At 59.4% G+C, this 22,021-nt stretch carries 20 protein-coding genes and 1 riboswitch; of the genes, 12 read left to right on the top strand and 8 right to left on the bottom strand.

Translation table 11 applies throughout. The annotated features are described in order from the left end of the window. Window positions 1-28: 28 nt before the first annotated feature. Window positions 29-535: an outer membrane protein assembly factor BamE domain-containing protein gene (gene bamE, locus BLV81_RS07205; protein WP_092353844.1), complete on the bottom strand. Its 507-nt coding sequence runs from the start codon at window positions 533-535 to the stop codon at window positions 29-31. A gap of 164 nt (window positions 536-699) precedes the next feature. Here bamE and BLV81_RS07200 point away from each other — a divergent pair, with 164 nt between their 5' ends. The 4 genes from BLV81_RS07200 (at window position 700) to BLV81_RS07185 (ending at window position 3,771) form a co-directional block, all read left to right on the top strand. Beyond that, window positions 700-909 carry a DUF3460 family protein gene (locus tag BLV81_RS07200; protein ID WP_092353842.1) on the top strand — a complete coding sequence of 70 codons (210 nt, stop codon included), beginning with the start codon at window positions 700-702 and terminating at the stop codon, window positions 907-909. Between the two features lie 26 nt (window positions 910-935). Continuing rightward, a complete protein-coding gene (locus BLV81_RS07195; RefSeq protein ID WP_092353841.1) occupies window positions 936-1,799 on the top strand; it encodes a segregation and condensation protein A in 864 nt (287 codons plus the stop codon). Between the two features lie 200 nt (window positions 1,800-1,999). Further along, window positions 2,000-2,839 carry a pantoate--beta-alanine ligase gene (gene panC, locus BLV81_RS07190; RefSeq protein WP_092353839.1) on the top strand — a complete coding sequence of 280 codons (840 nt, stop codon included), beginning with the start codon at window positions 2,000-2,002 and terminating at the stop codon, window positions 2,837-2,839. Between the two features lie 77 nt (window positions 2,840-2,916). Next, complete coding sequence (locus BLV81_RS07185) at window positions 2,917-3,771, top strand: cobalamin-binding protein (RefSeq protein ID WP_092353946.1); 855 nt, start codon at window positions 2,917-2,919, stop codon at window positions 3,769-3,771. Between the two features lie 22 nt (window positions 3,772-3,793). Here BLV81_RS07185 and BLV81_RS07180 read toward each other — a convergent pair whose 3' ends face one another. The 5 genes from BLV81_RS07180 to BLV81_RS07160 form a co-directional block, all read right to left on the bottom strand. Further along, window positions 3,794-4,579: an ABC transporter ATP-binding protein gene (locus BLV81_RS07180; protein WP_092353837.1), complete on the bottom strand. Its 786-nt coding sequence runs from the start codon at window positions 4,577-4,579 to the stop codon at window positions 3,794-3,796. A gap of 10 nt (window positions 4,580-4,589) precedes the next feature. Continuing rightward, window positions 4,590-5,576, bottom strand: coding sequence for a FecCD family ABC transporter permease (locus BLV81_RS07175; protein WP_255365020.1), 987 nt, complete (start codon window positions 5,574-5,576; stop codon window positions 4,590-4,592). Between the two features lie 40 nt (window positions 5,577-5,616). Continuing rightward, complete coding sequence (locus tag BLV81_RS07170) at window positions 5,617-7,506, bottom strand: TonB-dependent receptor plug domain-containing protein (RefSeq protein WP_092353835.1); 1,890 nt, start codon at window positions 7,504-7,506, stop codon at window positions 5,617-5,619. A gap of 84 nt (window positions 7,507-7,590) precedes the next feature. Beyond that, window positions 7,591-7,844: riboswitch (cobalamin riboswitch) on the bottom strand. A 42-nt stretch (window positions 7,845-7,886) separates the two neighbouring features. After that, window positions 7,887-9,095, bottom strand: coding sequence for an HPP family protein (locus BLV81_RS07165; protein WP_255365019.1), 1,209 nt, complete (start codon window positions 9,093-9,095; stop codon window positions 7,887-7,889). 1 nt (window position 9,096) lies between these two features. Continuing rightward, on the bottom strand, window positions 9,097-10,260 hold the full coding sequence (locus BLV81_RS07160; protein ID WP_092353833.1) for an ABC transporter substrate-binding protein: 1,164 nt from the start codon (window positions 10,258-10,260) through the stop codon (window positions 9,097-9,099). Between the two features lie 313 nt (window positions 10,261-10,573). Between BLV81_RS07160 and BLV81_RS07155 the strand changes: the two genes are divergently transcribed. The 8 genes from BLV81_RS07155 to BLV81_RS07120 all read left to right on the top strand — a co-directional run bounded on the left by BLV81_RS07155 (window position 10,574) and on the right by BLV81_RS07120 (window position 19,884). Then, the gene (locus BLV81_RS07155) at window positions 10,574-11,326 is read left to right on the top strand and encodes a FadR/GntR family transcriptional regulator (RefSeq protein ID WP_092353831.1); all 753 of its coding nucleotides are present in this window, start codon (window positions 10,574-10,576) and stop codon (window positions 11,324-11,326) included. A 13-nt stretch (window positions 11,327-11,339) separates the two neighbouring features. Next, on the top strand, window positions 11,340-12,233 hold the full coding sequence (ltnD, locus tag BLV81_RS07150) for an L-threonate dehydrogenase (protein ID WP_092353829.1): 894 nt from the start codon (window positions 11,340-11,342) through the stop codon (window positions 12,231-12,233). A gap of 3 nt (window positions 12,234-12,236) precedes the next feature. Beyond that, window positions 12,237-13,544, top strand: a complete 1,308-nt coding sequence (otnK, locus tag BLV81_RS07145) for a 3-oxo-tetronate kinase (protein ID WP_092353827.1) — start codon at window positions 12,237-12,239, stop codon at window positions 13,542-13,544. Further along, entirely contained in the window at window positions 13,541-14,215 is a 675-nt protein-coding gene (locus BLV81_RS07140; RefSeq protein ID WP_092353825.1) for a 3-oxo-tetronate 4-phosphate decarboxylase, read from the top strand. The genes otnK and BLV81_RS07140 overlap by 4 nt, the downstream gene beginning before the upstream one ends. Before the next feature lie 52 nt (window positions 14,216-14,267). Continuing rightward, window positions 14,268-15,602, top strand: a complete 1,335-nt coding sequence (locus BLV81_RS07135) for an MFS transporter (protein ID WP_092353823.1) — start codon at window positions 14,268-14,270, stop codon at window positions 15,600-15,602. 77 nt (window positions 15,603-15,679) lie between these two features. Further along, the gene (gene otnI, locus BLV81_RS07130; RefSeq protein ID WP_092353821.1) at window positions 15,680-16,468 is read left to right on the top strand and encodes a 2-oxo-tetronate isomerase; all 789 of its coding nucleotides are present in this window, start codon (window positions 15,680-15,682) and stop codon (window positions 16,466-16,468) included. A 23-nt stretch (window positions 16,469-16,491) separates the two neighbouring features. Then, window positions 16,492-17,469: a D-erythronate dehydrogenase gene (gene denD / locus BLV81_RS07125; RefSeq protein ID WP_092353819.1), complete on the top strand. Its 978-nt coding sequence runs from the start codon at window positions 16,492-16,494 to the stop codon at window positions 17,467-17,469. A 195-nt stretch (window positions 17,470-17,664) separates the two neighbouring features. Next, the gene (locus BLV81_RS07120; RefSeq protein ID WP_176992784.1) at window positions 17,665-19,884 is read left to right on the top strand and encodes a mechanosensitive ion channel family protein; all 2,220 of its coding nucleotides are present in this window, start codon (window positions 17,665-17,667) and stop codon (window positions 19,882-19,884) included. Between the two features lie 13 nt (window positions 19,885-19,897). Here the strand turns inward: BLV81_RS07120 and BLV81_RS07115 are convergent, their stop codons facing one another. Next, complete coding sequence (locus tag BLV81_RS07115) at window positions 19,898-20,545, bottom strand: class I SAM-dependent methyltransferase (RefSeq protein ID WP_092353815.1); 648 nt, start codon at window positions 20,543-20,545, stop codon at window positions 19,898-19,900. Beyond that, a complete protein-coding gene (locus BLV81_RS07110) occupies window positions 20,542-21,927 on the bottom strand; it encodes a chloride channel protein (protein WP_255365018.1) in 1,386 nt (461 codons plus the stop codon). The genes BLV81_RS07115 and BLV81_RS07110 overlap by 4 nt, the downstream gene beginning before the upstream one ends. Window positions 21,928-22,021: the final 94 nt, after the last annotated feature.

The following is a 22,021-nucleotide window of genomic DNA, read 5'->3' as shown; positions in this document are numbered from 1 at the left end:
AGGGTGGACACATCGTGCCCACCCTACGTTAGTGCCCGTAGACTTGCGATACCGAAGTACCGGTCACCAGCCCGCTGGCGATATCCATGTGCACATTAAAGAAAGCCTGGCTGGCGTCGCTCTGGATGTAGCGCCAGTCCCACACTTCCTCGTTCTTGCGCGTGAACTGCACCACAGTACGTGGCCTGCCTAGCATCTGGCGCACCTCTTCCTTGCGCATGCCGACCTTGATCCTGGCGAAATTCTCTTCAGTCAGCACCTGCTTGTAATCGCTCAGCTTGCCATCCGTGCCGATATAGAACATCCAGGTGCGTGCGCCGGCAGGTCCTTTCGGATACTCCAGCGTGCGCTCGCCGTCTTCTTTTTCCCATACCGTGTCCGGCTGGCCCATGGCGTTGCGGACATCGGCTTCTGACGATACCCCGCGATTCAGTTTTTCCAATCCGGCCTCCTGTACGAAATTACCGTTCTGGTCGCAAGCGGCAATCAGAAATGGAACAATTATTGTAAAAATGCTGCGTAGCCATGGATTCATGCTGCCTCCTCTAGCCGATGGTTGTGCAAGAACTGCTCAAGTATATCGTCATTTAGTTGCCACTTGGATATGTGGCATTAGCTGCATCCCCGGACGGCAAACCGTTCGGGCGGCCGGAAATAGCTTAAAATAGCGCCTGATCCCAGCCCATTATCAAAGCACCCATGAAATTTTCCAAACAAATTAACGGTTATCAATCCGACATCACCAAGTTCGTTGAAGAACTCAAGGAAAAGAATCCAAAGCTGGAAGAACAGCAGCGCGCCGGCCGCGCCCTGCTGTGGGACAAGACCCCGATTGACCTGGACAGCCAGCTGCGCACCCAGGAATCGCGCGTCGATCAACAGCCCTATGTGTATCAAAACAATCACTGACACCGTCAAGCTCAGGTAACGATCAGATGAGCCAGAATTCGTCGGATGCTGCCGAACTGACACTGGAAGGTCAACCCGATTCGACACCGAACGTGATCGACGGCGTGGCTTTTGCGCGCCTGTATGGTGAGCCGCTGTTCCGCATGCCGACCGATCTCTACATTCCGCCGGATGCGCTGGAAGTCTTCCTGGAAGCATTCGAAGGTCCGCTCGATCTGCTGCTGTACCTGATCCGCAAGCAGAATTTCAATATCCTCGACATTCCGATGGCGCAAGTCACCTTGCAATATCTGGAATACGTCGATCAGATCCGCATCACCAACCTGGAACTGGCCGCCGAGTATCTGCTGATGGCGGCCATGCTGATCGAAATCAAATCGCGCATGCTGCTGCCGGTCCGCAAAACCGACAGCGAAGAAGCTGAAGATCCGCGCGCGGAACTGGTGCGGCGCCTGCTGGAATACGAACAGATGAAGCTGGCGGCGCGCGAGATCGACGCCCTGCCGCAACTCGGGCGCGATTATGTCCGCACCCAGATCTACATCGAACAAAGCATCGTCACGCGCTGGCCGGAAGTCAACCTGGACGATCTGCAAGCCGCCTGGGCCGATGTCATCAAGCGCGCCAAGCTGACCGCCCACCACACCATCAGCCGCGAAGAACTGTCGGTACGGGAGCACATGACCGGGATTTTGCGGCGCCTGCAATCCTCGCGCTTTGTCGAGTTCGCCGAATTGTTCGATCCGTCGCGCGGGGTGCCGGTGCTGGTGGTGAATTTCATCGCCATGCTGGAGCTGGCGAAAGAAACGCTGATTGAAATCACCCAGGCCGAACCGTTCGCGCCTATCTACGTGCGACTGGCCTACTCGCCGACTTATGCGCCGGCATAATTTTTTGTTAATTTAACCGTTTTATCTGATCAGTTGGGGACAGAGTCGCACGGATAGTGTAATTCGCCACGCTACGGTGGCTCTTAAACTCCGCCCGGCTACTTTTCTATACAATTTAACCATTTATCTGATCAGTTGAGGACAGAGTAATTCGCCACGCTACGGTGGCTTTTAAACTCTGTCCCGCAATTATTACAATTATGAAAATCATTTCCTCGATTGAAGAGCTACGCGATCAACTGCGCGGCCAACTGCGTACCGCGTTCGTCCCGACCATGGGCAATCTGCATGAAGGCCACCTGTCGCTGATGCGGCTGGCGAAGAAACATGGCGACCCTATCGTCGCCTCGATCTTCGTCAATCGCCTGCAGTTCGGCCCCAATGAAGATTTCGACAAGTATCCGCGCACCTTTGCCGCCGACGTCGCCAAGCTGGAAAAAGAAGGCGTCTACGTCCTGTTCGCGCCGACCGAGAAAGACTTGTATCCGGAACCGCAGGAATTCCGCGTGCGCCCGCCCGACGATCTTGGCAATACGCTGGAAGGCGAGTTCCGCCCCGGATTCTTTACCGGCGTCACCACGGTTGTCCTCAAACTGTTTTCCTGCGTCCAGCCGCGTGTCGCGGTGTTCGGCAAGAAGGATTACCAACAGCTGATGATCGTGCGCAATATGGCGAAGCAATTCGCCTTGCCGACTGAAATCATCGCCGCCGAAACCTGGCGCGCCGACGATGGACTGGCGCTTTCCTCGCGCAATATGTATCTGTCTGAAGATGAACGCGCGGAAGCACCTAGCCTGTTCAAGACGCTCAACCAGGTGGCCGAAGAAGTACGCGCCGGCCATCTCGATATTTTCGAACTGGAAAAGCAGGCGATGGCGCAACTCGGCGGCCGCGGCTGGAAGCCGGATTACATCTCGATCCGCAAGCGCAGCGATCTGCAGGCGCCGGCGGCGGGCGATCTGGCGCAAGGCGAAAAACTGGTGGTGCTGGCCGCCGCCAAGCTGGGCACCACGCGCCTGATCGACAATCTGGAAATCTGAGCCTGGATGCTACCGTGCAACGGCCGCAACAGCATTATCGCAATGGACTAGCACGCATCTGGCTGGCAACGGCCGGAATGTCTGTGTTGATTGCGTTCGCCGCCGTGGCGAGCGCCCAGGGCGTCACGGTGCGCGACGATGCACGGCATAAGGTGGCGCTGGCGCAGCCCGCACATCGCATCGTCAGCCTGGCGCCGCACGCGACCGAGCTGCTGTTCGCAGCCGGCGCCGGTGCTTACGTGATCGGCGTCAGCGACTATAGCGACTACCCTCCTGCCGCCAAACAAATACCTTCCGTCGGCAGCAGCAGCGCATTGGATATCGAACGGATTGTCTCTCTCAAGCCGGATCTGGTCGTGGCCTGGAGCAGCGGCAATTCAGCCAGCCAGATCGCCAGCTTGCGCGCCATCGGCATTCCGGTTTTTGAAAGCGAACCGCGACAGCTGGACGCCGTCGCTTCGTCCCTGCTACGGCTATCGCAGCTGGCCGGCACCGAAGAAAGCGGCGTGGCGGCGGCTACCGCTTTTAGGGCTCGCCTGGCGCAGCTTGAAGCCACCTATAGTCAACGGCCGACTGTGCGCGTGTTTTATCAGATATGGAAAAAGCCGCTGATGACGCTCAATGACAGCCATATGGTGACTAGCGTGATCCGTTTATGCGGTGGCGAAAACGTGTTCGGCAAGCTGCCGCAACTGGCGCCGACCGTCAGCACGGAAGCGGTGTTGCAAGCCAATCCGGAAGTGATCTTTGCAGCGGATGGCGGCAGCTCGCCCGGCACCAGCTGGCAACGCTTCCCCCGGCTCGCCGCGGTGGCCGGCAACAATCTGTTTGCCCTGACGCCCAACTGGATGAGCCGTCCCGGGCCGCGCATCCTGGATGGCGCCGCCGAGCTATGCGAGAAACTGGATCTGGCGCGCAGCCGGCGCCGGTAGTTGTTTGGCCGCCCCTTGAATATCAGGGCACGCTGGCAAGCGGCACGAACAAACGCCGTGAGCCGTTTTCCACCACTTCAAACGGACAGCAAAATGCGGCCTGCAAAATCTCAGGCTGCAGCACGCTATCCGTACTGCCCTGCCACACCCGGCCATCCCCCAACAGCAGCACGTGGCTGGCATAACGCGCCACCAGATTGATATCGTGACAAGCCGCGATCACTGCTTTTTGCGGCGCCAGGCGGCGCAATAATTCCATCACGACGATTTGCGCCGCGGCGTCCTGATGGGCGGTAGGTTCATCCAGCATGAATAACAACGGGTCTTGCGTCAGCAAGGTAGCCAACGCCACCCGCTGCCGTTCGCCACCCGACAGCTGCATCACATCGTGGGCGCTGAAGGCAGCCATCCTGACCTGTTCCAGCGCTTGCATTGCCAGCGCCCGGTCTTCTTCCATATCCCAGCCGAAACCGAACTGATAGGGATGACGGCCGGCGATCACCGCCGCCAGCACGCTGCTGGAAAACGCATCGGCCTGCTGCTGCGCCAGCAATCCGCGCAAACGCGCCAACTGCTGTGCCGAGGTAGACTGGATATCCTCGCCCTGGATCTTTACACGGCCGCCAGCCGGGCGATTCAGCCCAGCCAACGTATGCAATAAAGTAGTCTTGCCGATGCCGTTACGGCCGAGCACACACCAGAACTGGCCCGGCGCGACCTGCCAATCAAGCCCGCTGCACAAGACTCTGCGGCCGACACTGACTGTCAGTTGTTCGGTACTCAATAATGGGATAACGACTTCGCTCATGGCCGCTTCCTCATGCCTTGCTGCGCGATAGCAGCCACAGGAATACGGGCACGCCGACCAGAGCCGTAATCACCCCGACCGGCAGCTGGGTCGGCGCAACCACGGCACGCGCCGCCAGATCCGCCAGCACCAGTGCGGCGCCGCCGACCAGCGCACTCGCAGGCAACAAGATCCGCTGGTCATTCCCGACCAGCAGGCGTATCGCATGCGGCACCACCAGGCCGATGAAACCAATCGTGCCGGCTACCGTGACCGCTGCAGCAGTGGCCAGCGAAGCCGCACACAAGGTCAGCAATCGCAAGCGCAACACCGGCACCCCGAGCAACTGCGCAAAACCCTCACCGCGCGCCAACAGATTCAACTGCCGCGCATGCAACACACTCCATACCAGAATCAGCAACAGCAGCACGGCCGCCGGCAACAACAGCCGCGCGTCTTCCAGATCGCCCATCAGCCAGAACAGCATGCCGCGCAACTGGCCGTCAGGCGCCAGTGTCAGCACCAGCGTCACGATCGCGCCGAAGCCGGCGGCGATCATCACGCCGGTCAGTATCAGGCGATGACCGCTATGCTGGGCGACCCCGGGCAGGCGCCGCAGCGCCTGCTGCGCCAGGCCGAACAACAGCAATACCGCCAGCCCGGCGCCGAGCGCCGCGCCCGATGCAGCGGCAACGTCGCCCATGAAACCGAAGTGGCTAGCGATTAATAAAGCGGATAAAGCACCGGCAGCGGAACCGCCGGACAAACCCAGCACATAAGGATCGGCCAGGGGATTGCGCAGCAATACCTGCATCAACGCCCCCGCCAACGCCAGCAAACCGCCAACCACGAACGCGGTCAGCGCACGCGGCAAGCGCAAGGACCAATAGATTTGATCGGCCGCCAAGCCGCAGCCACTGCTGCCGCAAGACACCGCGAGCGCCAGCGCCAATGCTGCGAATAACGCTAAGCAGCACAAGATGGCGATGGCACGGCGCAAGGTAGTGAGGCTAGTCAATGGTGTGAGCGTTTCGTTGGTTGGTCGGCCGATTAGGCGATTACTGCTGCCAATTTACACCAACAAAGACGCCGCGTGATGGCTGGTTATAGCCATAGGCGGTTTGATAATCGCGATTGAACAGATTGTCGACGCGACCGAACAACGATATTTCCTTGTTCAACTGATAGCGCGCATTGGCGTTGGTCAGCCAGTACGGAGCCAGTTTGGGATTGCCGGGAATATCGGTACGGCTGTCGGTGTATTGGACATCGGCGCCGATGCGCCAGGCGCCTAAGCTTTTGGCGGCACCCAGCGAACCCAGGGTTTTGGCGCGACGTACCAAGGTTTGGCCGGTCGATTCGTTCTTTGGATTCTGCAGCGTCAAACTGGCGCGCCAGTCGATTGCCGCCAAGGTGGTGCTGGCGCTCAACTCCAGGCCCTGGTTCTTGGCGCGCGCAATATTGATGGTTTGAAAGGTAAGCGGATCGTAGCCGAACTGGTCGCGCGTGCGGGTATCGAACAGCGTGGCGCGCAACAACGTAGCGCCGGCAGCGTACTGCACGCCCAGCTCGTAAGATTTCGAACGCTCCGCCTTCAGATTGACGTTGCCGTACAAGGGGTCGAACAATTGTACCGGCGTCGGTGCATTGAATGCAGTCGACGCATTGGCGATCAGCTTGACGGAATCGGTCAGGGCATAGCCATAACCCAGGTAACCGGTATTGTCCGAGCCTGAGCCGCCGACATCGTCATGCCGCACATTCAATTGAAATTGATTGGCGCCGATCTTGCCGTTTACGCCGGCATACACACTGGAAGTCGAACGCGAGAAGCTATTGCTGCTGTTGCCAAAGCTGCTGTTGGAATTGACCTCTGCCTTTTCACGGCCGGCGTCGACGCCGGCATTGGCCACCCACAGCGGCGACAGGCGCAACTCGTTGGCCCATTGCAGCAGGTTTTGCGTGCTCTTGTAGCCATTGCTGCTGTTGCCGAAGCTGCTCAGGTCTTCCAGCTTGTCGCGGTTGACGTTTTGCGACAAGGTCAGGATTGAGGTCCAGTCCTGGGTAAAGCTGTTTTTCGAGAATACCGCAATCGACTGGCTCTTCGAATGGCCGTTGTTCTGGTCAGTCGGCGTGCCAAAAGCATCGTCGAAAGTGTACTTGGAATCGTTGGCGTACACGCGAGCGCCTATCTCATTACCCTTGCGCCATTCCTGCGACACCGAGCCCGAGACGCTGGTATTGCCGTCGCCATTGCGGTCCGGATTGACGTTCGGGTTTTGCAAGGGATTCTGCGCCGAGAATCCATCTGTCTTGAAGCGTGTCAACGACAACGCATAACGGGTATCGCCGCTCTTGCCGTTGACGCCGACGTTACCTTGGTAAGTACCGCGCGAGCCGGCTTCGACCGAAGCGTTGAACGCCGGCGCGCCGTTGCCGCGTTTGGTGAAGATCTGCACTACGCCGCCGATCGCGCCGGAACCGTAGATGGCCGAGACGTTGCCGCGCACGATTTCGATGTGATCGATCTGGTCCGGCAAGATATTCTCAAGCGCCGGCAAGCCGAACGACGCCTGGCGCCGCATCGGCACGCCGTCGATCATGATCAGGGTTTCCGAGGAATTCGCGCCGCGCATGAACAAGGAAGCCTGCTGGCCGGGACCGCCGACGCGAGTGATCTGGATACCGGCTTCGCGTTCCAGCAATGCCGGCAAATCCGGCGCTTGCGAATTGCGGATGTCTTCGGCGCTGATCACCGTGGTGTGCGGCAACGCATCGGTTTGCGCTTGCTCGATGCGGGCAGCGGTGACTACCACCGGCACCAGAGCCTGGTCCTGCGTAGTTTGCGCCGATACGGCCGCAGCTGAAGTAGCAATTGAGAGGATGGCTGAAGCAAGCGCGAGCGGCTTCAAGGTCGCGCCGCAGCGGCGTGATAAAGAGAATGTCATGTTTGGATACGATAAGAGTCCCCGGCCTGCTTCCCCGCAAGCCCGGTTGCAACAGTAGTAGCGAACAAGCACGTAGTGTTTATTCCTTACTCCCCCTGATCTGGCCGGTATCCGGGCTAACAAGTCGGAGCGCGTAACCTTCCCATGCAAATGCACAGTGGTATGGGACGCGCTCTGTCGCTAGGTAAATCATGATGAATTCAACCGGCGACGCTTGTTTTACCGTTGCGGGGGCAGCACACGTTGGTCGGCGCTCTTGTCGAGTCGCCTGGCGCCGTGTTTCCCGTTTAACTGCGGACATGGACATGTCCGCGTGCACCAAAACCCCGCCATTGTAAGCCCGAGGCCGGTTTGCAGCAATTACTGGATGCGTGGCGTCCTTACACTGTGGTTAAATTCGCATTCCCGCGATACAAAGCGGCGACCATGTCGGACTGCGTCACCATGCCGACCAGGCGCCGCTGGTCATCGACAATCGGGATGTGATGGATGCCGGAATCGGACAAAGGCTGCACCAGTTCCACGATATGCGCATCCTCCTCCGCGCTTTGCACCTTGGCCGTCATGATCTGGCCGACCACTTCCGGCTTGTCGGAATGGGTATTGGTGGTGCGTCGGATGAACTGCTTGAGTTTCTGCTCAAAACCGGTGTACACCTGCAAATTCGCCTGGCGCATGAAATCGGTCTGGGTGATGATGCCGATCAGGCGCCGTGCGGAATTAATCACCGGCAAGGCCTTGATCCTGTGCTTTAACAACAGCCCCCATGCATCTTCCAGCGACGTGCCATATTCGACGCTGATGACATCGCGCGACATGATGTCGGCGCAAGTAATCGCGCCGAAACGGCGTTGATAAGCATGCAATTCCGTTTGCAGGATCAGGTCTTCCAGATCATCCCGGCTGACGTCCAGCACCTGATTGTATTGGTGCAATACATAATCCAGATCTTCCTGCGTAAAACCGATGCGCCTGCCGCTGGGCTGGTCTTTGGTCTGATGCAATTTACCGAGGTCGGCATGGGCGACATGCGGATAGCGGCGGCGGGTAGCGTTATTGAACAACAGCGCTACCGATAGCAGCAAAAAGGAATTCAGCAGCACCGGCGTCAGCACGAAATGAAAACCCTGGCTGGTCACCGCCGGGCCGCCCAGCACCGCAGTCAGCGTCACTGCGCCGCTAGGCGGATGCAGGCAACGCAAGGCAAACATGGCGCCGATCGCAGCGGACACGGCAATCGCCGGCGCCAGCACGGGATCGGGAATCCAACGTGCGCAGCTGACGCCAATCACGGCCGCCACCAGGTTGCCGCCGATGATAGACCACGGCTGCGCCAATGGGCTGGCCGGCACGCCGAACAGCAACACGGCAGAAGCGCCCATCGGCGCAATCAGCAAAGGCAAGGGCGCACTGGAACCCAGCGCCCAGTGGCTCACCAGTCCCGTCAGCAAGATCCCCAACAAGGCGCCACTGCAGGCGCGCAGGCGCTCGGTGGCATTGACCATTACTGGCCCGGGGATAAAACCGCGCAACCACAACCAGAACAATGCCATCTTCTTTGCTTTCCAGTTTATTGCAGTCAGAGACATGTCAGCCGCCATAAGCATAGGTAAATTTATTATTCACGATCCGGCCCATCACGCGTGAACGCTGGTCCAGACCGACGTGATCTTTGGGATTCATGTTGACCACCCCTTGCGGGATGGTCAGGTCATGCGTGTTTTCCAGCGCATTCCGCAGCGCCATGCGGAACTGCCTGCTGCCGGGCTGGGCTGACTTGAGCGCTTGCGGCAGCGCATTGGCGATCAGCATGTAAGCGCCCCAGGCATCGGCGGCAAACTGGGTCACGCTGTCGACGCCGTAAGCAGCTTCATAGCGGCTGGTGAAAGCCAGCGCGGTTTTCCTGACCGGATTCGATAACGGCAATTGTTTAGCCACCACCGCCGGCCCGGTCGGAAAGAAAGTGCCTTCGACGTCCTTGCCGCCGACTTTCAGGAAATCCGCCGTGGCGATGCCGTGCGTCTGATAAATGCGGCCCTTGTAGCCGCGCTCGGCCAGCGTCTTTTGCGGCAATACCGCCGGTGTCGCCGACGCGGCGATCAGTACCGCATCCGGTTGCGCCGACATGATCTTGAGAATCTGCCCGGTGACGCTGGTGTCGTTACGGTTGTAGCGTTCGCTGGCGACGACCTTGATTTTCCTGAGTTCGGCCAGGCGCGAGAACTCGCGCCACCAGCTGTCGCCGTAAGCATCCGCAAAGCCGATGAACGCCACCGTCTTGATGCCGTTGTCAGCCATGTGCTGGGTCAAAATGGTCGCCATATGCGTATCGTTTTGCGGCAGCTTGAAGACCCAGGCGCGCCTGGCATCTTGCGGCTCGACGATAGAGGCCGATGCCGCCAGCGCCAGCAGCGGCGTTTCCGCCTCAGACACCACATCCAGCAACGCCAGTGCGGCAGGCGTGGTATTCGGCCCCACAATCAGGTCGACTTTTTCTTCATTGATCAGCTTGCGCACATTACGCACCGCGTTGGTCGGATCGGAAGCGTCATCCAGGATGATGTACTCGACCTTCTGACCGGCGATCTCTTTCGGCCATAGCAGGATGGCATTTTTTGTTGATGCGCCAATCGCCGCCGCCGGCCCGGTTACCGCGATATCCACCCCTATCCGGATTTGCGCCAGGGCCGCGCCGCTCCACATGAAGAGAGCAACAGTGGATGGCAGCAGATAACAGCGTGTGATTTTTTTCATAAAACATCAATCCTGTTGGCGTGACATGTTTTTTTTCCACAAGGACAGGATTCTACTGGAATGTAATCAGCAGCATGCGTCAACCAGCCGCCACCCGATGCGACCTTACGTCCCCCATGCGATCTTAACCATCAAGACCGGGCTATTCATTAACCCAGAACAAGAACTGCATTATTTACATTGCCGGCAATAAAACCAGTGGTAAATGTCGCGGCAGAACCCGGCTGTCTTTGCAACAGGTCTTGATTTTTCCAACAATTCGTATGATGATATGGTCACATTACGATAAAAACATGCCGTTGGAAGAGACAAAATGTTCAATAAACTGAATGCCAATCGGACTTCCTTGAGCGATACCGTCGCCCAGGAATTGCTGAAAAAGATAGAAACCGGCGAATTTGGCCCGGGTGCAAAACTGCCCACCGAGCCTGCCCTGTCCGAGCAATTCGGCGTCAGCCGCACCGTGGTGCGGGAAGCGATTTCCCGTTTGAAGAATGAAGGCGCGGTCGAACCGCGTCAGGGCAGCGGCGTCTATGTCAGCCAGCAAGGCCATCTGCGGCCGTTGCGGATCCAGTTCGACCAGGCTTCGTCAGCCGATGCCGTATTGCAGATTGTTGAACTGCGGCGCGCTATCGACGCTGAAGTGGCGGCGCTGGCAGCTACCCGCCGCACCCCGCGTCAGCTGAAAGCCATCGAAAGCGCGCTGAAAGGCATCGCCGCCGATGTCGACGCCGGCGGCGACGGCGTGCTGGCCGATGTCCTGTTCCATCGCAGCATCGCCGAAGCCACCGGCAATCCCTTCTTGCTGCAAACGCTGGCGTTCCTGAGCCAGTACCTGGAAGCCGCCACCGCCGTCACCCGCAGCAACGAAGCCAGGCGCGACGATTTCATGCGCCAGGTCTATGAGGAACACGCCGCCATCGCTGCCGCGATCGCCGCCGGCGACGCGCTGGCTGCGCGCAATGCGGCACAAAACCATATGTTCAATGCTGCGCGGCGTCTGTCGCAAGGCGCTATCGCCGCCAAGACTCAGCAGAAAACCAAGAGCACTGCAAAAACCCATTAATCAGGATCAAACAATGACTATCAACGTAGGTGTAATCGGCCTTGGCGCCATGGGCTTGGGCGTTGCCCGTTCTTTGCTGCGGGCCGGCTTGCGCACGCATGCATGCGATGTCCGCCCGGAAGTTTTACAACAGTTCGCCAGCGAAGGCGGCATCGTCTGCAACAGCCCGGCCGAACTCGGCGCGCAATGCGAAGTGGTGATTACGGTGGTGGTCAACGCCGCGCAAACCGAGCAGGTGCTGTTCGGCGAACAAGGCGCTGCGGCCGCCATGCGTCCCGGCAGCCTGGTGATCGCCAGCGCTACCGTGGCGCCGGAATATGCCGTCAAGCTTGGCCAGCGACTGGCGGCGCAACAGCTGCTGTTTCTGGATGCGCCGCTGTCTGGCGGCGCGGCGCGCGCGGCGTCCGGCGCAATGACCATGATGACTTCCGGCCCGGCCGCGGCGTACGCAAAGGGTGAAGCAGTGCTGGCGGCGATTGCCGGCAAGGTATACCGGCTGGGCGAAGCGCATGGCATCGGCTCCAAGGTAAAAATCATCAACCAGCTGCTGGCCGGCGTGCATATCGCTGCCGCTGCCGAAGCGATGGCGTTGGGATTGCGCGAGGGCGTCGATGCCGACGCCCTGTACGAGGTAATCACCAACAGCGCCGGCAATTCTTGGATGTTTGAAAATCGTGTGCCGCATATCCTGAAGGCCGATTACACGCCGCTGTCGGCAGTCGATATCTTTGTCAAGGATTTGGGCCTGGTGCTCGATACCGCACGCGCCAGCAAATTTCCGCTGCCGCTGTCAGCCGCTGCGCACCAGATGTTCATGATGGCGTCCACTGCCGGCCATGGCGGCGAGGACGATTCCGCGGTGATCAAGATCTTCCCCGGGATCACGTTACCGACGGCGCAGGAGTAAGCCATGTCAGTACAAGCAAGCGCAGCGACACGCCCCCTGCTCGGCTGCATCGCCGATGACTTTACCGGCGCCACCGACCTCGCCAACATGCTGGTGCGCGAAGGCATGCGCACGGTGCAAACCATCGGCGTGCCGGACAGCGCACCGCAAGCAGTGGACGCCATCGTGGTAGCGCTGAAGTCGCGCACGATTCCTGCCGCAGAAGCCGTCGCCGCTTCTCTGGCCGCGCTGAGCTGGCTGCAGCAGCAAGGCTGCCGTCAGTTCTTTTTCAAATACTGTTCTACCTTCGACTCTACCGCGCAAGGCAATATCGGCCCGGTTGCCGATGCGTTGCTGCAGGCTCTGGGCAGCGATTTCACGATTGCCTGCCCGGTGTTCCCGGAAACCGGACGCACCCTGTATCGCGGCCATCTGTTTATCCAGGACCAGCTGCTCAATGAATCGGGGATGCAAAACCATCCATTGACGCCGATGACAGATCCGAACCTGGTGCGCGTGCTGCAACAGCAAACCCGGTCCAAGGTTGGATTGATCGCTTATCCAACGGTTTCCCAAGGTGCCGACCAGATCCGCGCCGGGATTGAAGTGCTGCGCCAGCAAGGGGTGCGGATGGCGATTGTCGACGCCCTGGAAAACCAGGACCTGTACGCCATCGGCGCGGCCTGCGCCGGCTTGCCGCTGGTCACCGGCGGCTCCGGCATTGCGCTTGGCCTGCCCGGCAATTTCGTGCGCGCAGGTTTGCTCAATCCGCAACAAGGTGCAAGGGCCGGCGAACTGCCTGTGGTCGACGGCTTGTCGGTGGTCCTGGCCGGCAGCGCATCCAAAGCCACCAATGCGCAGGTAAGCGCATGGATTGAAGCAAATCGCCCGGCGTTCCGCATTGATCCGCTGGCGCTGGCCGCTGGCGAACCCGTGACAGCGCAGGCGTTGGCCTTCGCCCAACATCATCTGCATCAGCAGCCAGCGCTGATCTACGCCACCACCACGCCGGAACAAGTGAAGCAGGTGCAGGCCAAACTTGGCGTCGAGCGCGCCGGTTTGCTGATCGAGCAAGCGCTGGCCGACATTGCGGCGGCCTTGCTGGCCGGCGGCGTGCGGCGCTTTGTGATTGCAGGCGGTGAAACTTCCGGCGCCGTGGTCAAGGCGCTGGGCGTGCATGCCCTGCGCATCGGCGCTCAAATCGATCCGGGTGTGCCGGCGACGGCGTCGACCGGTGCGACACCGTTAGCACTGGCGCTGAAATCCGGCAATTTCGGCAGTGTCGATTTCTTTGAAAAAGCGTTGCGTCAACTTGGCGAGGCTCGTCTATGACTACTTCAAAAAATCAGGTCAGCGGTAATCACACGCTCAAGGAACAGGCGCTGCGGGAAGAAATCTGCGAGATCGGCGCCAGCCTGTATCGGCGCAATTACACGGTCGGCGCGGCAGGCAACATCAGCGCCCGCCTGGATGACGGCTGGCTGATCACGCCGACCGATGCCTGTCTCGGCAGGCTGACGCCGGCGCAGATCGCCAAGGTCGACCTGAGCGGCCAGTGGATCAGCGGCGACAAGCCGTCGAAGACGCTGACCTTGCATCGCGCAGTCTACGACAACAATCCGCTGATGCAGGCGGTGGTGCATACCCATTCGACCAATCTGGTCGCGCTCACACTATCCGGCGTCTGGCATGACAGCGCAGTGCTGCCGCCGATCACGCCGTATCAGGTGATGAAGGTCGGCCGCATCCCGCTGATCCCTTATTGCCGTCCCGGCGATCCGCAGGTGGCGCAGCAAGTCAAACTGCTGGCAACCAGCGTGCGCGGCGTATTGCTGGAACGGCTGGGGCCGGTGGTGTGGCATGAAAGCATTTCGCAAGCGGCATTCGCGCTGGAAGAGCTGGAAGAAACGGCAGGCTTGTGGCTGATGTCGCGCAATAAACCGGAGCCGCTGAATGCGGAGGCTCTGGACGAGTTGTATCGGGTATTTGGGGTGCGCTGGTAAGTTTCAACAAATAGAAACATCCGGATTTTAAAATCAAACTGGTGGAGATAAGATGTCAGCAATAATCGAAAGCAAAGGCGCAAAAAAAAGCGCACAGGCTAGTGCCAGCCTGCCGGCTGAACAAGCCGAAAATCTGTACAAGAAAGTATTCTGGCGCTTTGTGCCATTCATCATGCTGTGTTACGTGGTGGCTTACCTGGACCGCGTCAACGTCGGCTTTGCCAAACTGCAGATGTTGCAGGACCTGGGCTTCAGCGAAACCGTTTTCGGCCTCGGCGCCGGCATCTTCTTCCTCGGCTATTTCCTGTTTGAACTGCCCAGCAACCTGCTCATGAACAAGGTCGGCGCCAAGCTGTGGATCGCCCGCATCATGATTACCTGGGGCATCCTGTCGGCTTGCTTTGCCTGGGTCCAGACGCCGACTCAGTTCTATGTCCTGCGCTTCTTGCTGGGACTGGCTGAAGCTGGCTTTTATCCCGGCATCATCCTCTACCTGACCTACTGGTTTCCGTCGCATCGACGGGCCAAGGTGGTCGCCACTTTCATGGCGGCGATCCCGATCGCCGGCATTTTCGGCAATCCCTTGTCGGGCTGGATCATGCAAGCCTTCCACGGTTCCAGCGGCTGGCACGGCTGGCAATGGATGTTCATGATCGAAGCGATTCCGGCGATACTGGTCGGTATCGCGGTATTTTTCGTGATGGACAACAGCGTTCGCAAGGCAAAGTGGCTGACTGAAGCGGAGAAGGATTTCCTGGAAGCGGAAATCCGCGCCGACCAGCAAGACATGCACAGCCCGAAAACGACCGCAGCTGTATTCAAGGATATCCGCATCTGGCATATGTGCCTGATCTACTTCTGCATCGTCATGGGCCAGTACGGCCTGACGTTCTGGCTGCCGACGCTGGTCAAGGCATCTGGCGTGGCCGGCGATTTGAAGATCGGCCTGATCAGCGCGATTCCGTTCCTGTGCGCGGTGTTCGCCATGATCCTGATCGGCCGCCGCTCTGACCGCATGCGCGAACGGCGCTGGCACCTGGTCGTGCCGGCCCTGCTGGGCGCGGTAGGTTTCGTGGTTTCCGCTCTTGCCGCCGACAATACCGTGATTGCAATCGCCTTCCTGTCTCTCGCTGCGATGGGCGTATTGACCTGCTCGCCGCTGTTCTGGTCGTTGCCGACGGCCTTCCTGTCCGGCACCGGCGCCGCCGCCGGCATCGCGGTGATCAACTCGGTCGGCAACCTGGCCGGCTTCGTCAGCCCGTTCATGGTCGGCTGGCTGAAGGATACTACGCATAACAATCAAACCGGCATGTTCATGCTGGCCGGCATGCTGGTGATCGGCGCAATTGCAATTTTGAAAACGCCGCCCAAGATGGTCAATCGTTAAGATGCTGTTCACCGTAGGGTAGGCATGATGTCAGCAACGTCATGCCCGCCCTGCGAATCATTTTCAGGAGTTTTGACATGCCACGCTTTGCCGCCAATCTGACCATGATGTACAACGAGCACGCTTTTCTTGACCGTTTTTCGGCTGCGGCCAAGGACGGTTTCAAGGGCGTGGAATTTCTGTTTCCGTATGAGCATGCTGCCGCCGAGCTGCAGACCAGATTGCTGGACAACGGCTTGACGCAGGCGCTGTTCAACGCCCCGCCGGGCGACTGGGCAGCCGGCGAGCGCGGCATTGCCTCCTTGCCGGGACGTGAAGATGAATTCAAGCGCAGCGTCGCCACCGGCCTGGAATATGCGCAGGTACTTGGCAATAACAAATTGCATGTGATGGCCGGATTGATCCAGCCGCAGCAGGATAGTGCCCGCCATCGCGCCGTATATCTGGAAAACCTGGCCTATGCCGCCGCCGAAGCGGCCGCGCATGGCGTCACGATTGTGATTGAACCGATCAATACACGCGACATTCCGGGCTTCTTCCTGAATCGCCAGGACGATGCGCAGGCAATCTGCACCGAGGTCGGCGCCCATAACCTGCAGGTGCAGTTCGACCTGTACCACTGCCAGATCGTCGAGGGTGACCTGGCCGTCAAGCTCAAGCGCGACATGGTGCGGCCGCAGGCCGGCATCGGCCATATCCAGATTGCCGGCGTGCCCGAGCGGCACGAACCGGATATTGGCGAAATCAATTATCCGTATCTGTTCGAACTGATCGATGCGCTCGGTTACCAAGGCTGGATCGGCTGCGAATACCGGCCGCGCGGCGCCACGTCAGAGGGCCTGGGCTGGCTCAAGCCTTGGCTGTAAACACCATTCAATAAGGAATTCCCATGCAAGTAGTCATCACCGGCGGCGCCGGATTCTTAGGCCAGCGCCTGGCCCGCAGCCTGCTCAAGCAGGGCAGCTTGCCGGACCGCAGCGGTCAGCTGCAAACCATCAGCAAGATCGTCCTGGTCGACGTGGTCGCCGCCACCGGTTTCGACGACGCGCGGATTGAACAGGTCACCGGCGACATCAGCGACAGCGCTTTGCTGGAGCGGGTGATCACGCCGCAGTCGGCTGCCATCTTCCACCTGGCGGCAATTGTCAGTGGCCAGGCCGAAGCGGATTTCGATCTTGGCATGCGTATCAACCTGGATGCTTCGCGCTTGTTGCTGGAACGCTGCCGCGCCTGCGCCCACGTGCCGCGCGTGATCTTCACCAGCTCCGTGGCGGTATTCGGCGGCGTATTGCCGGCTGTGGTGCAAGACCATACGGCACTCAATCCGCAGTCTTCATACGGCACGCAAAAGGCGATTGCTGAATTGCTGCTCAACGACTTCAGCCGCAAGGGTTTTGTCGACGGCCGGGTATTGCGCCTGCCAACCATCAGCGTGCGGCCCGGCAAACCGAACCAGGCCGCCTCGTCTTTCGCCAGCGGCATCATGCGCGAACCGCTCAACGGCCAGCCTGCCATTTGCCCGGTAGCGCCGGATACGCGTTTGTGGCTGTTGTCGCCGCGCAAGGTGATCGCCAGCCTGATCCACGGTTATGCGCTGGCGGCGGAGACATTGGGCAAGAGCCGCACCATTAACCTGCCAGGGATCTCGGTCACCGTTGCCGAAATGGTCGCGGCGCTGGAGCGGGTCGCCGGCAAGCCGGTCGCCGCACGGGTCGAATGGGCTCACGATCCGGTGATCGACCGCATCATCTCAAGCTGGCCCGGGGCATGGGATGCCAGCCGCGCCACGGCCCTGGGTTTCGTCGGCGACGCCAATTTCGACGACATCATCCGCGCCTATATCGAGGATGATTTACCTGCTGTGTAGGCATTGCAGGCATGGCGCAAGCGGTTGCGGCGCCCCGGCAAACTTGCATGTGTTTTTTTGACATGTGCAAGGCTAACCCCATCTTGTGAGCCATGCGGCGGCGGTACGGTAAGATTGCCACTTTATGACTTTTACCTAGCCGACATGAAGACCAGCTTTTTTCAGCTTATAGTGCGCTTGCGTTTAAGCGTATTTATGGGCTCGCTGCTTTGCCTGCTGCTGGCCAGCGGCGCTTCGGCGTATGCGGCTGCGGCCGCCGACAATAATGCCAGCAATAACGCCAGCGCACCGCCAGCCGCGGCGCCAGCGCCATCCACGCTGGATTCGCTGTCCAAGGTATTGCAAAGCAATCCAGCCGCCGGCAGCCTGGTAGCCACCCTGATCCAGGCAGAACAGAAAAACAGCAAGGCGTCGCCGTCGCAAAAGGGATTCATCGGGCTGATTTCCAATAGCCTCGACGTTTTCCAGACCCATTTACGTCAGGCAGTCACACCGGAAACATACTGGACCCAGCAATTCTCCCTGGCCTGGCAAGACCTGTCGACCATACTTGAGCGCCAGGACTCTGAAACCGGGCTGCAAGTGCTGGCCAATTTCTTCGAAATGCTAGCCTTGTTCGGCGTAGTCGCTCTCTCCATACAATACATCGGCAGACGGGCGCACCGGCACTTCAAGGTCGACACAAAACTGCCGCCGGACCCCAGCACCAAGGAATTGCTGCTGTATATCCTGCGTCACATAGCGCCGATACTGCTGGCGCTGGTGGTGGAAATCTCGGTGGTAGTCAGCCTGGCGTCTTCGCAAGGGCCGTCGCTGGGACGGACGCTGGCTACCGTGCTGCTGTACACCTTGATTGGCGCACGTCTGTTCCAGGCGCTATGCGCCATCATTTTTTCGCTGTCGCATGGCGGCCACCGCATGGTCGCCGTGCATATCATCTACCAGCGCGCCTGGAGTTTGCTATACGTGATCGGCTGCGCCGGCTGGCTCGGCGATGCACTGGATAATCCGCAGGTGAACCAGATCATCGGGGTTCATCTGTCCAGCGTGGTGGCGACCTTGTCGAGCCTGATTGCGGCGCTGCTAGGCGGCTGGTTCGCCTTGCAATACAGGCGTCCGGTGGCGCACATCATCCGCAACCGGCCGCTGGCGGTACGGCGCGACCATCCGGCGCGGATGGAAACCCTGGAAGTGGTCGCGGCCTTCTGGTATGTGCCGATACTGCTGTTGAGCATCAGCGTCAGCGTTGCCACCATCCTTGATTTATCGAGCAACAATTCTGCGCTCAATCACGCATTGGGCAGCACGGCGCTGCTGATCGCCATGTTCTTCATCGGCGCGCTGTTGCAGCGCATACGCAGCCGCAAGACGGCTGCAGTAGCGGCCCGCCGCCAATCTCCTTACATCCGGCGTCTGAGCAACGTCGGCTTCAGCTTGCTGCAACTGGCGCTGTGGATCGGCTTTTTTGAACTGCTGACCAGGATCTGGGAACACTCCCTGATGGAATTTGCCAATGCCACCCTGATCGGCCAGATGATCGTCTCCGCTCTCGGCAAGATCGGTCTTACGCTGGTAATTGCCTGGCTGGTCTGGATCATGCTCGACACATTTATTCAAGAAGCGATCACCCCGACCCGCAACAGCCGTTACGCGCGCAAGAATCCGAGCACGCGCATGCGCACCATCCTGCCCTTGCTGCGCAACGCCTTGATGCTGCTGATCCTGACCATCACCGTCATCACCACGCTCGCCAACCTCGGCATCAATGTCACGCCCTTGCTGGCCTCGGCCGGCGTGGTCGGGCTGGCATTCGGCTTCGGTTCGCAATCGCTGGTGAAGGACTTGATCACCGGCGTCTTCATCATCATGGAAGATTCGATGTCGGTCGGCGACTGGGTCGACGTCGGCAACGGCCACGCCGGCACAGTGGAAAACCTGACCATCCGCACCGTGCGTTTGCGCGACAGCAACGGCTCGGTGCACAGCGTACCGTTTTCGCAAATCACGGCGATCAAGAACGATACGCGCGAATACACCTATGCTTCACTCAAGCTGCACATCACCCACGATTCGGACGTCGACCAGGCCCTGCGCCTGATGCGCGAGACTGGCGCCGAGATGCTGGAAGACCGCCGGCTGCGGCGGCTGCTGCAACAACCTATCGAGATATACGGGGTCAACGGTTTCGATTTGAACGGCGTGACGCTGCTGGCCGGCATCCGCACCAAGCCGCAAACCCAGAATGAGGTCATGCGCGGCTTCAACCTGCGCATCAAGAAGAAAGTGGATGGCGATCCGAGGGTGCGCTTTGCCACTGAATGGACGACTTTCCCATTGACCACGGCGGCTGCTTCCGCAACCGCCGTGCCGCCAGAAGCGGCACCGGATTCGCCCCCGGCCAATGCAAAGAATTAGCGCTGCGCCTGCCTTATTTGATGCGGCAGCTCAGCAACCAGTAATACTCCAGCCGCAAGATGCGCAGCTCGCGCGTGATGGGCGCCAGTTTCTTGCGCAGGCCGCTGTCGGTCGGGAAATTCTTCATGACTTCGTAGCGCTCGCCGTTGGGCAAGGTACGGAACTGGTAGGTATTTCCTTCTGCATCGGTACGCGCAATCGGCGTGCTTTGTTCTTCAACATAGCCGTTGTCGATCATCACCAGCAAAATATCCTTGCCCAGTTTTTCACGCAGCTGAGCGATGAAACGCACCTGGTCCTGACGCGCTACATGCGACCACCAGAATCCCAGGAAGCAGGCGGTGAACGGCCGGTCCGGCTGGAAGGTGTTGAGGTCCGCCAACGCAAAGGTCGCTTTGCCGGCCGGCAGTTTCTTGGCGTTTGCCAGTGCAATCATTTCCGGATTGATGTCGGTTGCGTACACTGATTTTGCCGAAGCAGCGATTTGCTCAGTCCAGAATCCGGTGCCGCAGGCCAGTTCGAGCACATCGTGGCCTTCCATCAATTCCTGCACGCGCACCTGCAGCGTCAGCAACTCATCCTGGCGCTCCGGACGTTGGTAAATCTCTTCGTATGTCGAAGCGCGCTTGGCATAGTAAGCCACCACATCTGTATTAATCATTTTTCCGGCTCATTTTCTAGTTTCTTCACTTCTGCTTTTTCTAAATTGGTCAGCGCCGCACCGGCGGCGGCCCGATAACGCTCCGACAGCGCGTCATATAACGGCGGCGCAAAAAAACGTGACACCCGGCTGGCAATCAAAGCCGTCGCCATCAAGGAGATGACCAGCGCATGACCGTTAATCATTTCCATCACGATCACGAACGCGGTAATCGGCGATTGCGTGACGGCAGCCAGGTAACCCACCATCGCCAACGCGATCAGCATCGGCAATGAGGTGTGACCGAACACCTGGTGCAGCAAATTGCCGAAGCCGGCGCCGATCGACAGCGATGGAGCAAAAATCCCGCCGGGAATGCCAGGCAGGTAAGACGACACCATCGACGCCATTTTCAGGAACGGGTAAAACACGGACAAATGCTGCTGCCCTTCCAGCACACCCTTGGCTTCAACATAGCCGCTGCCGAAAGTGGCGCCGCCTGCGATCACACCGATTAGCGCCACCAGCAAGCCGCACAACGCGCCGAAGGCGATCGGACGGGTATTGCGCAAATGCTGGACCCGGGCCGGGATCCAGCGTTTGGTGTTCAATAGCAGCCAGCCGAATATGCCGCCGGCAACGCCAGTCAGGATGCCGGTAACCAGCACCGCCAGCGCCAGCATGTCGGTCAGCGCGCTATCGATCTGTATGGTGCCGAAATAAGTATAGTTACCGTTCAAGCCCAGCGCCACCGCACCGGCAAAAATAATCACGGTAATCACGACGCCACTGGCTCTATGCTCAAAGCTGCGCGTCAGTTCTTCGATCGCAAACACGATGCCGGCCAGCGGCGTATTGAACGCAGCCGACAAGCCGGCCGCAGCTCCCGCCAGAATCAGGCGCCGCTCCAACGCCGCACTGGCGCGCGGGTAGAGACGCCGCAGATTGAACATCAAGGCCGCGCCGACCTGTACCGTAGGGCCTTCGCGCCCGATGGTGAAGCCGCCGAGAATGCCGACAAAGGAAATACCGATCTTGCCTGCCAATATTTTCAACGACAGCAGCGACTGGCCGCGCTTGCTGGTCTCTTCTTCCAGCGTCGCGATCACTTGCGGAATACCGCTACCTTCGGAACCGGGAAAATAGCGCCTCGTGGCCCACACGCACAAGGCGCCGATCGCCGGCGTAATGAACAGCGGCAGCCAGAAGTGCGACTGCTGCATGGAGCGGAACATGCCGAAACCGACATCCATCAGCCAGGCATAGAGCACTGCAATCAAACCGACCAGCACCGCACCAAGCCACAAAATCCCGTATTTGCGCCACGCGCGCCGCAGCTGGCGCAGCGTCTGATCGGAAAAACTAGGTGGCAACGGATTCATCGGATTTGGGCGCAAAGACATGATTATAAATTATCCCTGCGCAATTCCCCTCAAATAGGCCGCCGGCATGGCAATCAAAGCGGCGCAGGGATAGCGGAATGCCTAGTCCAAAAAA

The organism is Collimonas sp. OK242 (assembly GCF_900107095.1).
Lineage (GTDB): Bacteria > Pseudomonadota > Gammaproteobacteria > Burkholderiales > Burkholderiaceae_D > Collimonas.
Note: the sequence above shows the minus strand (reverse complement) of the source record. Positions and strands in the feature narration are given on the sequence as shown.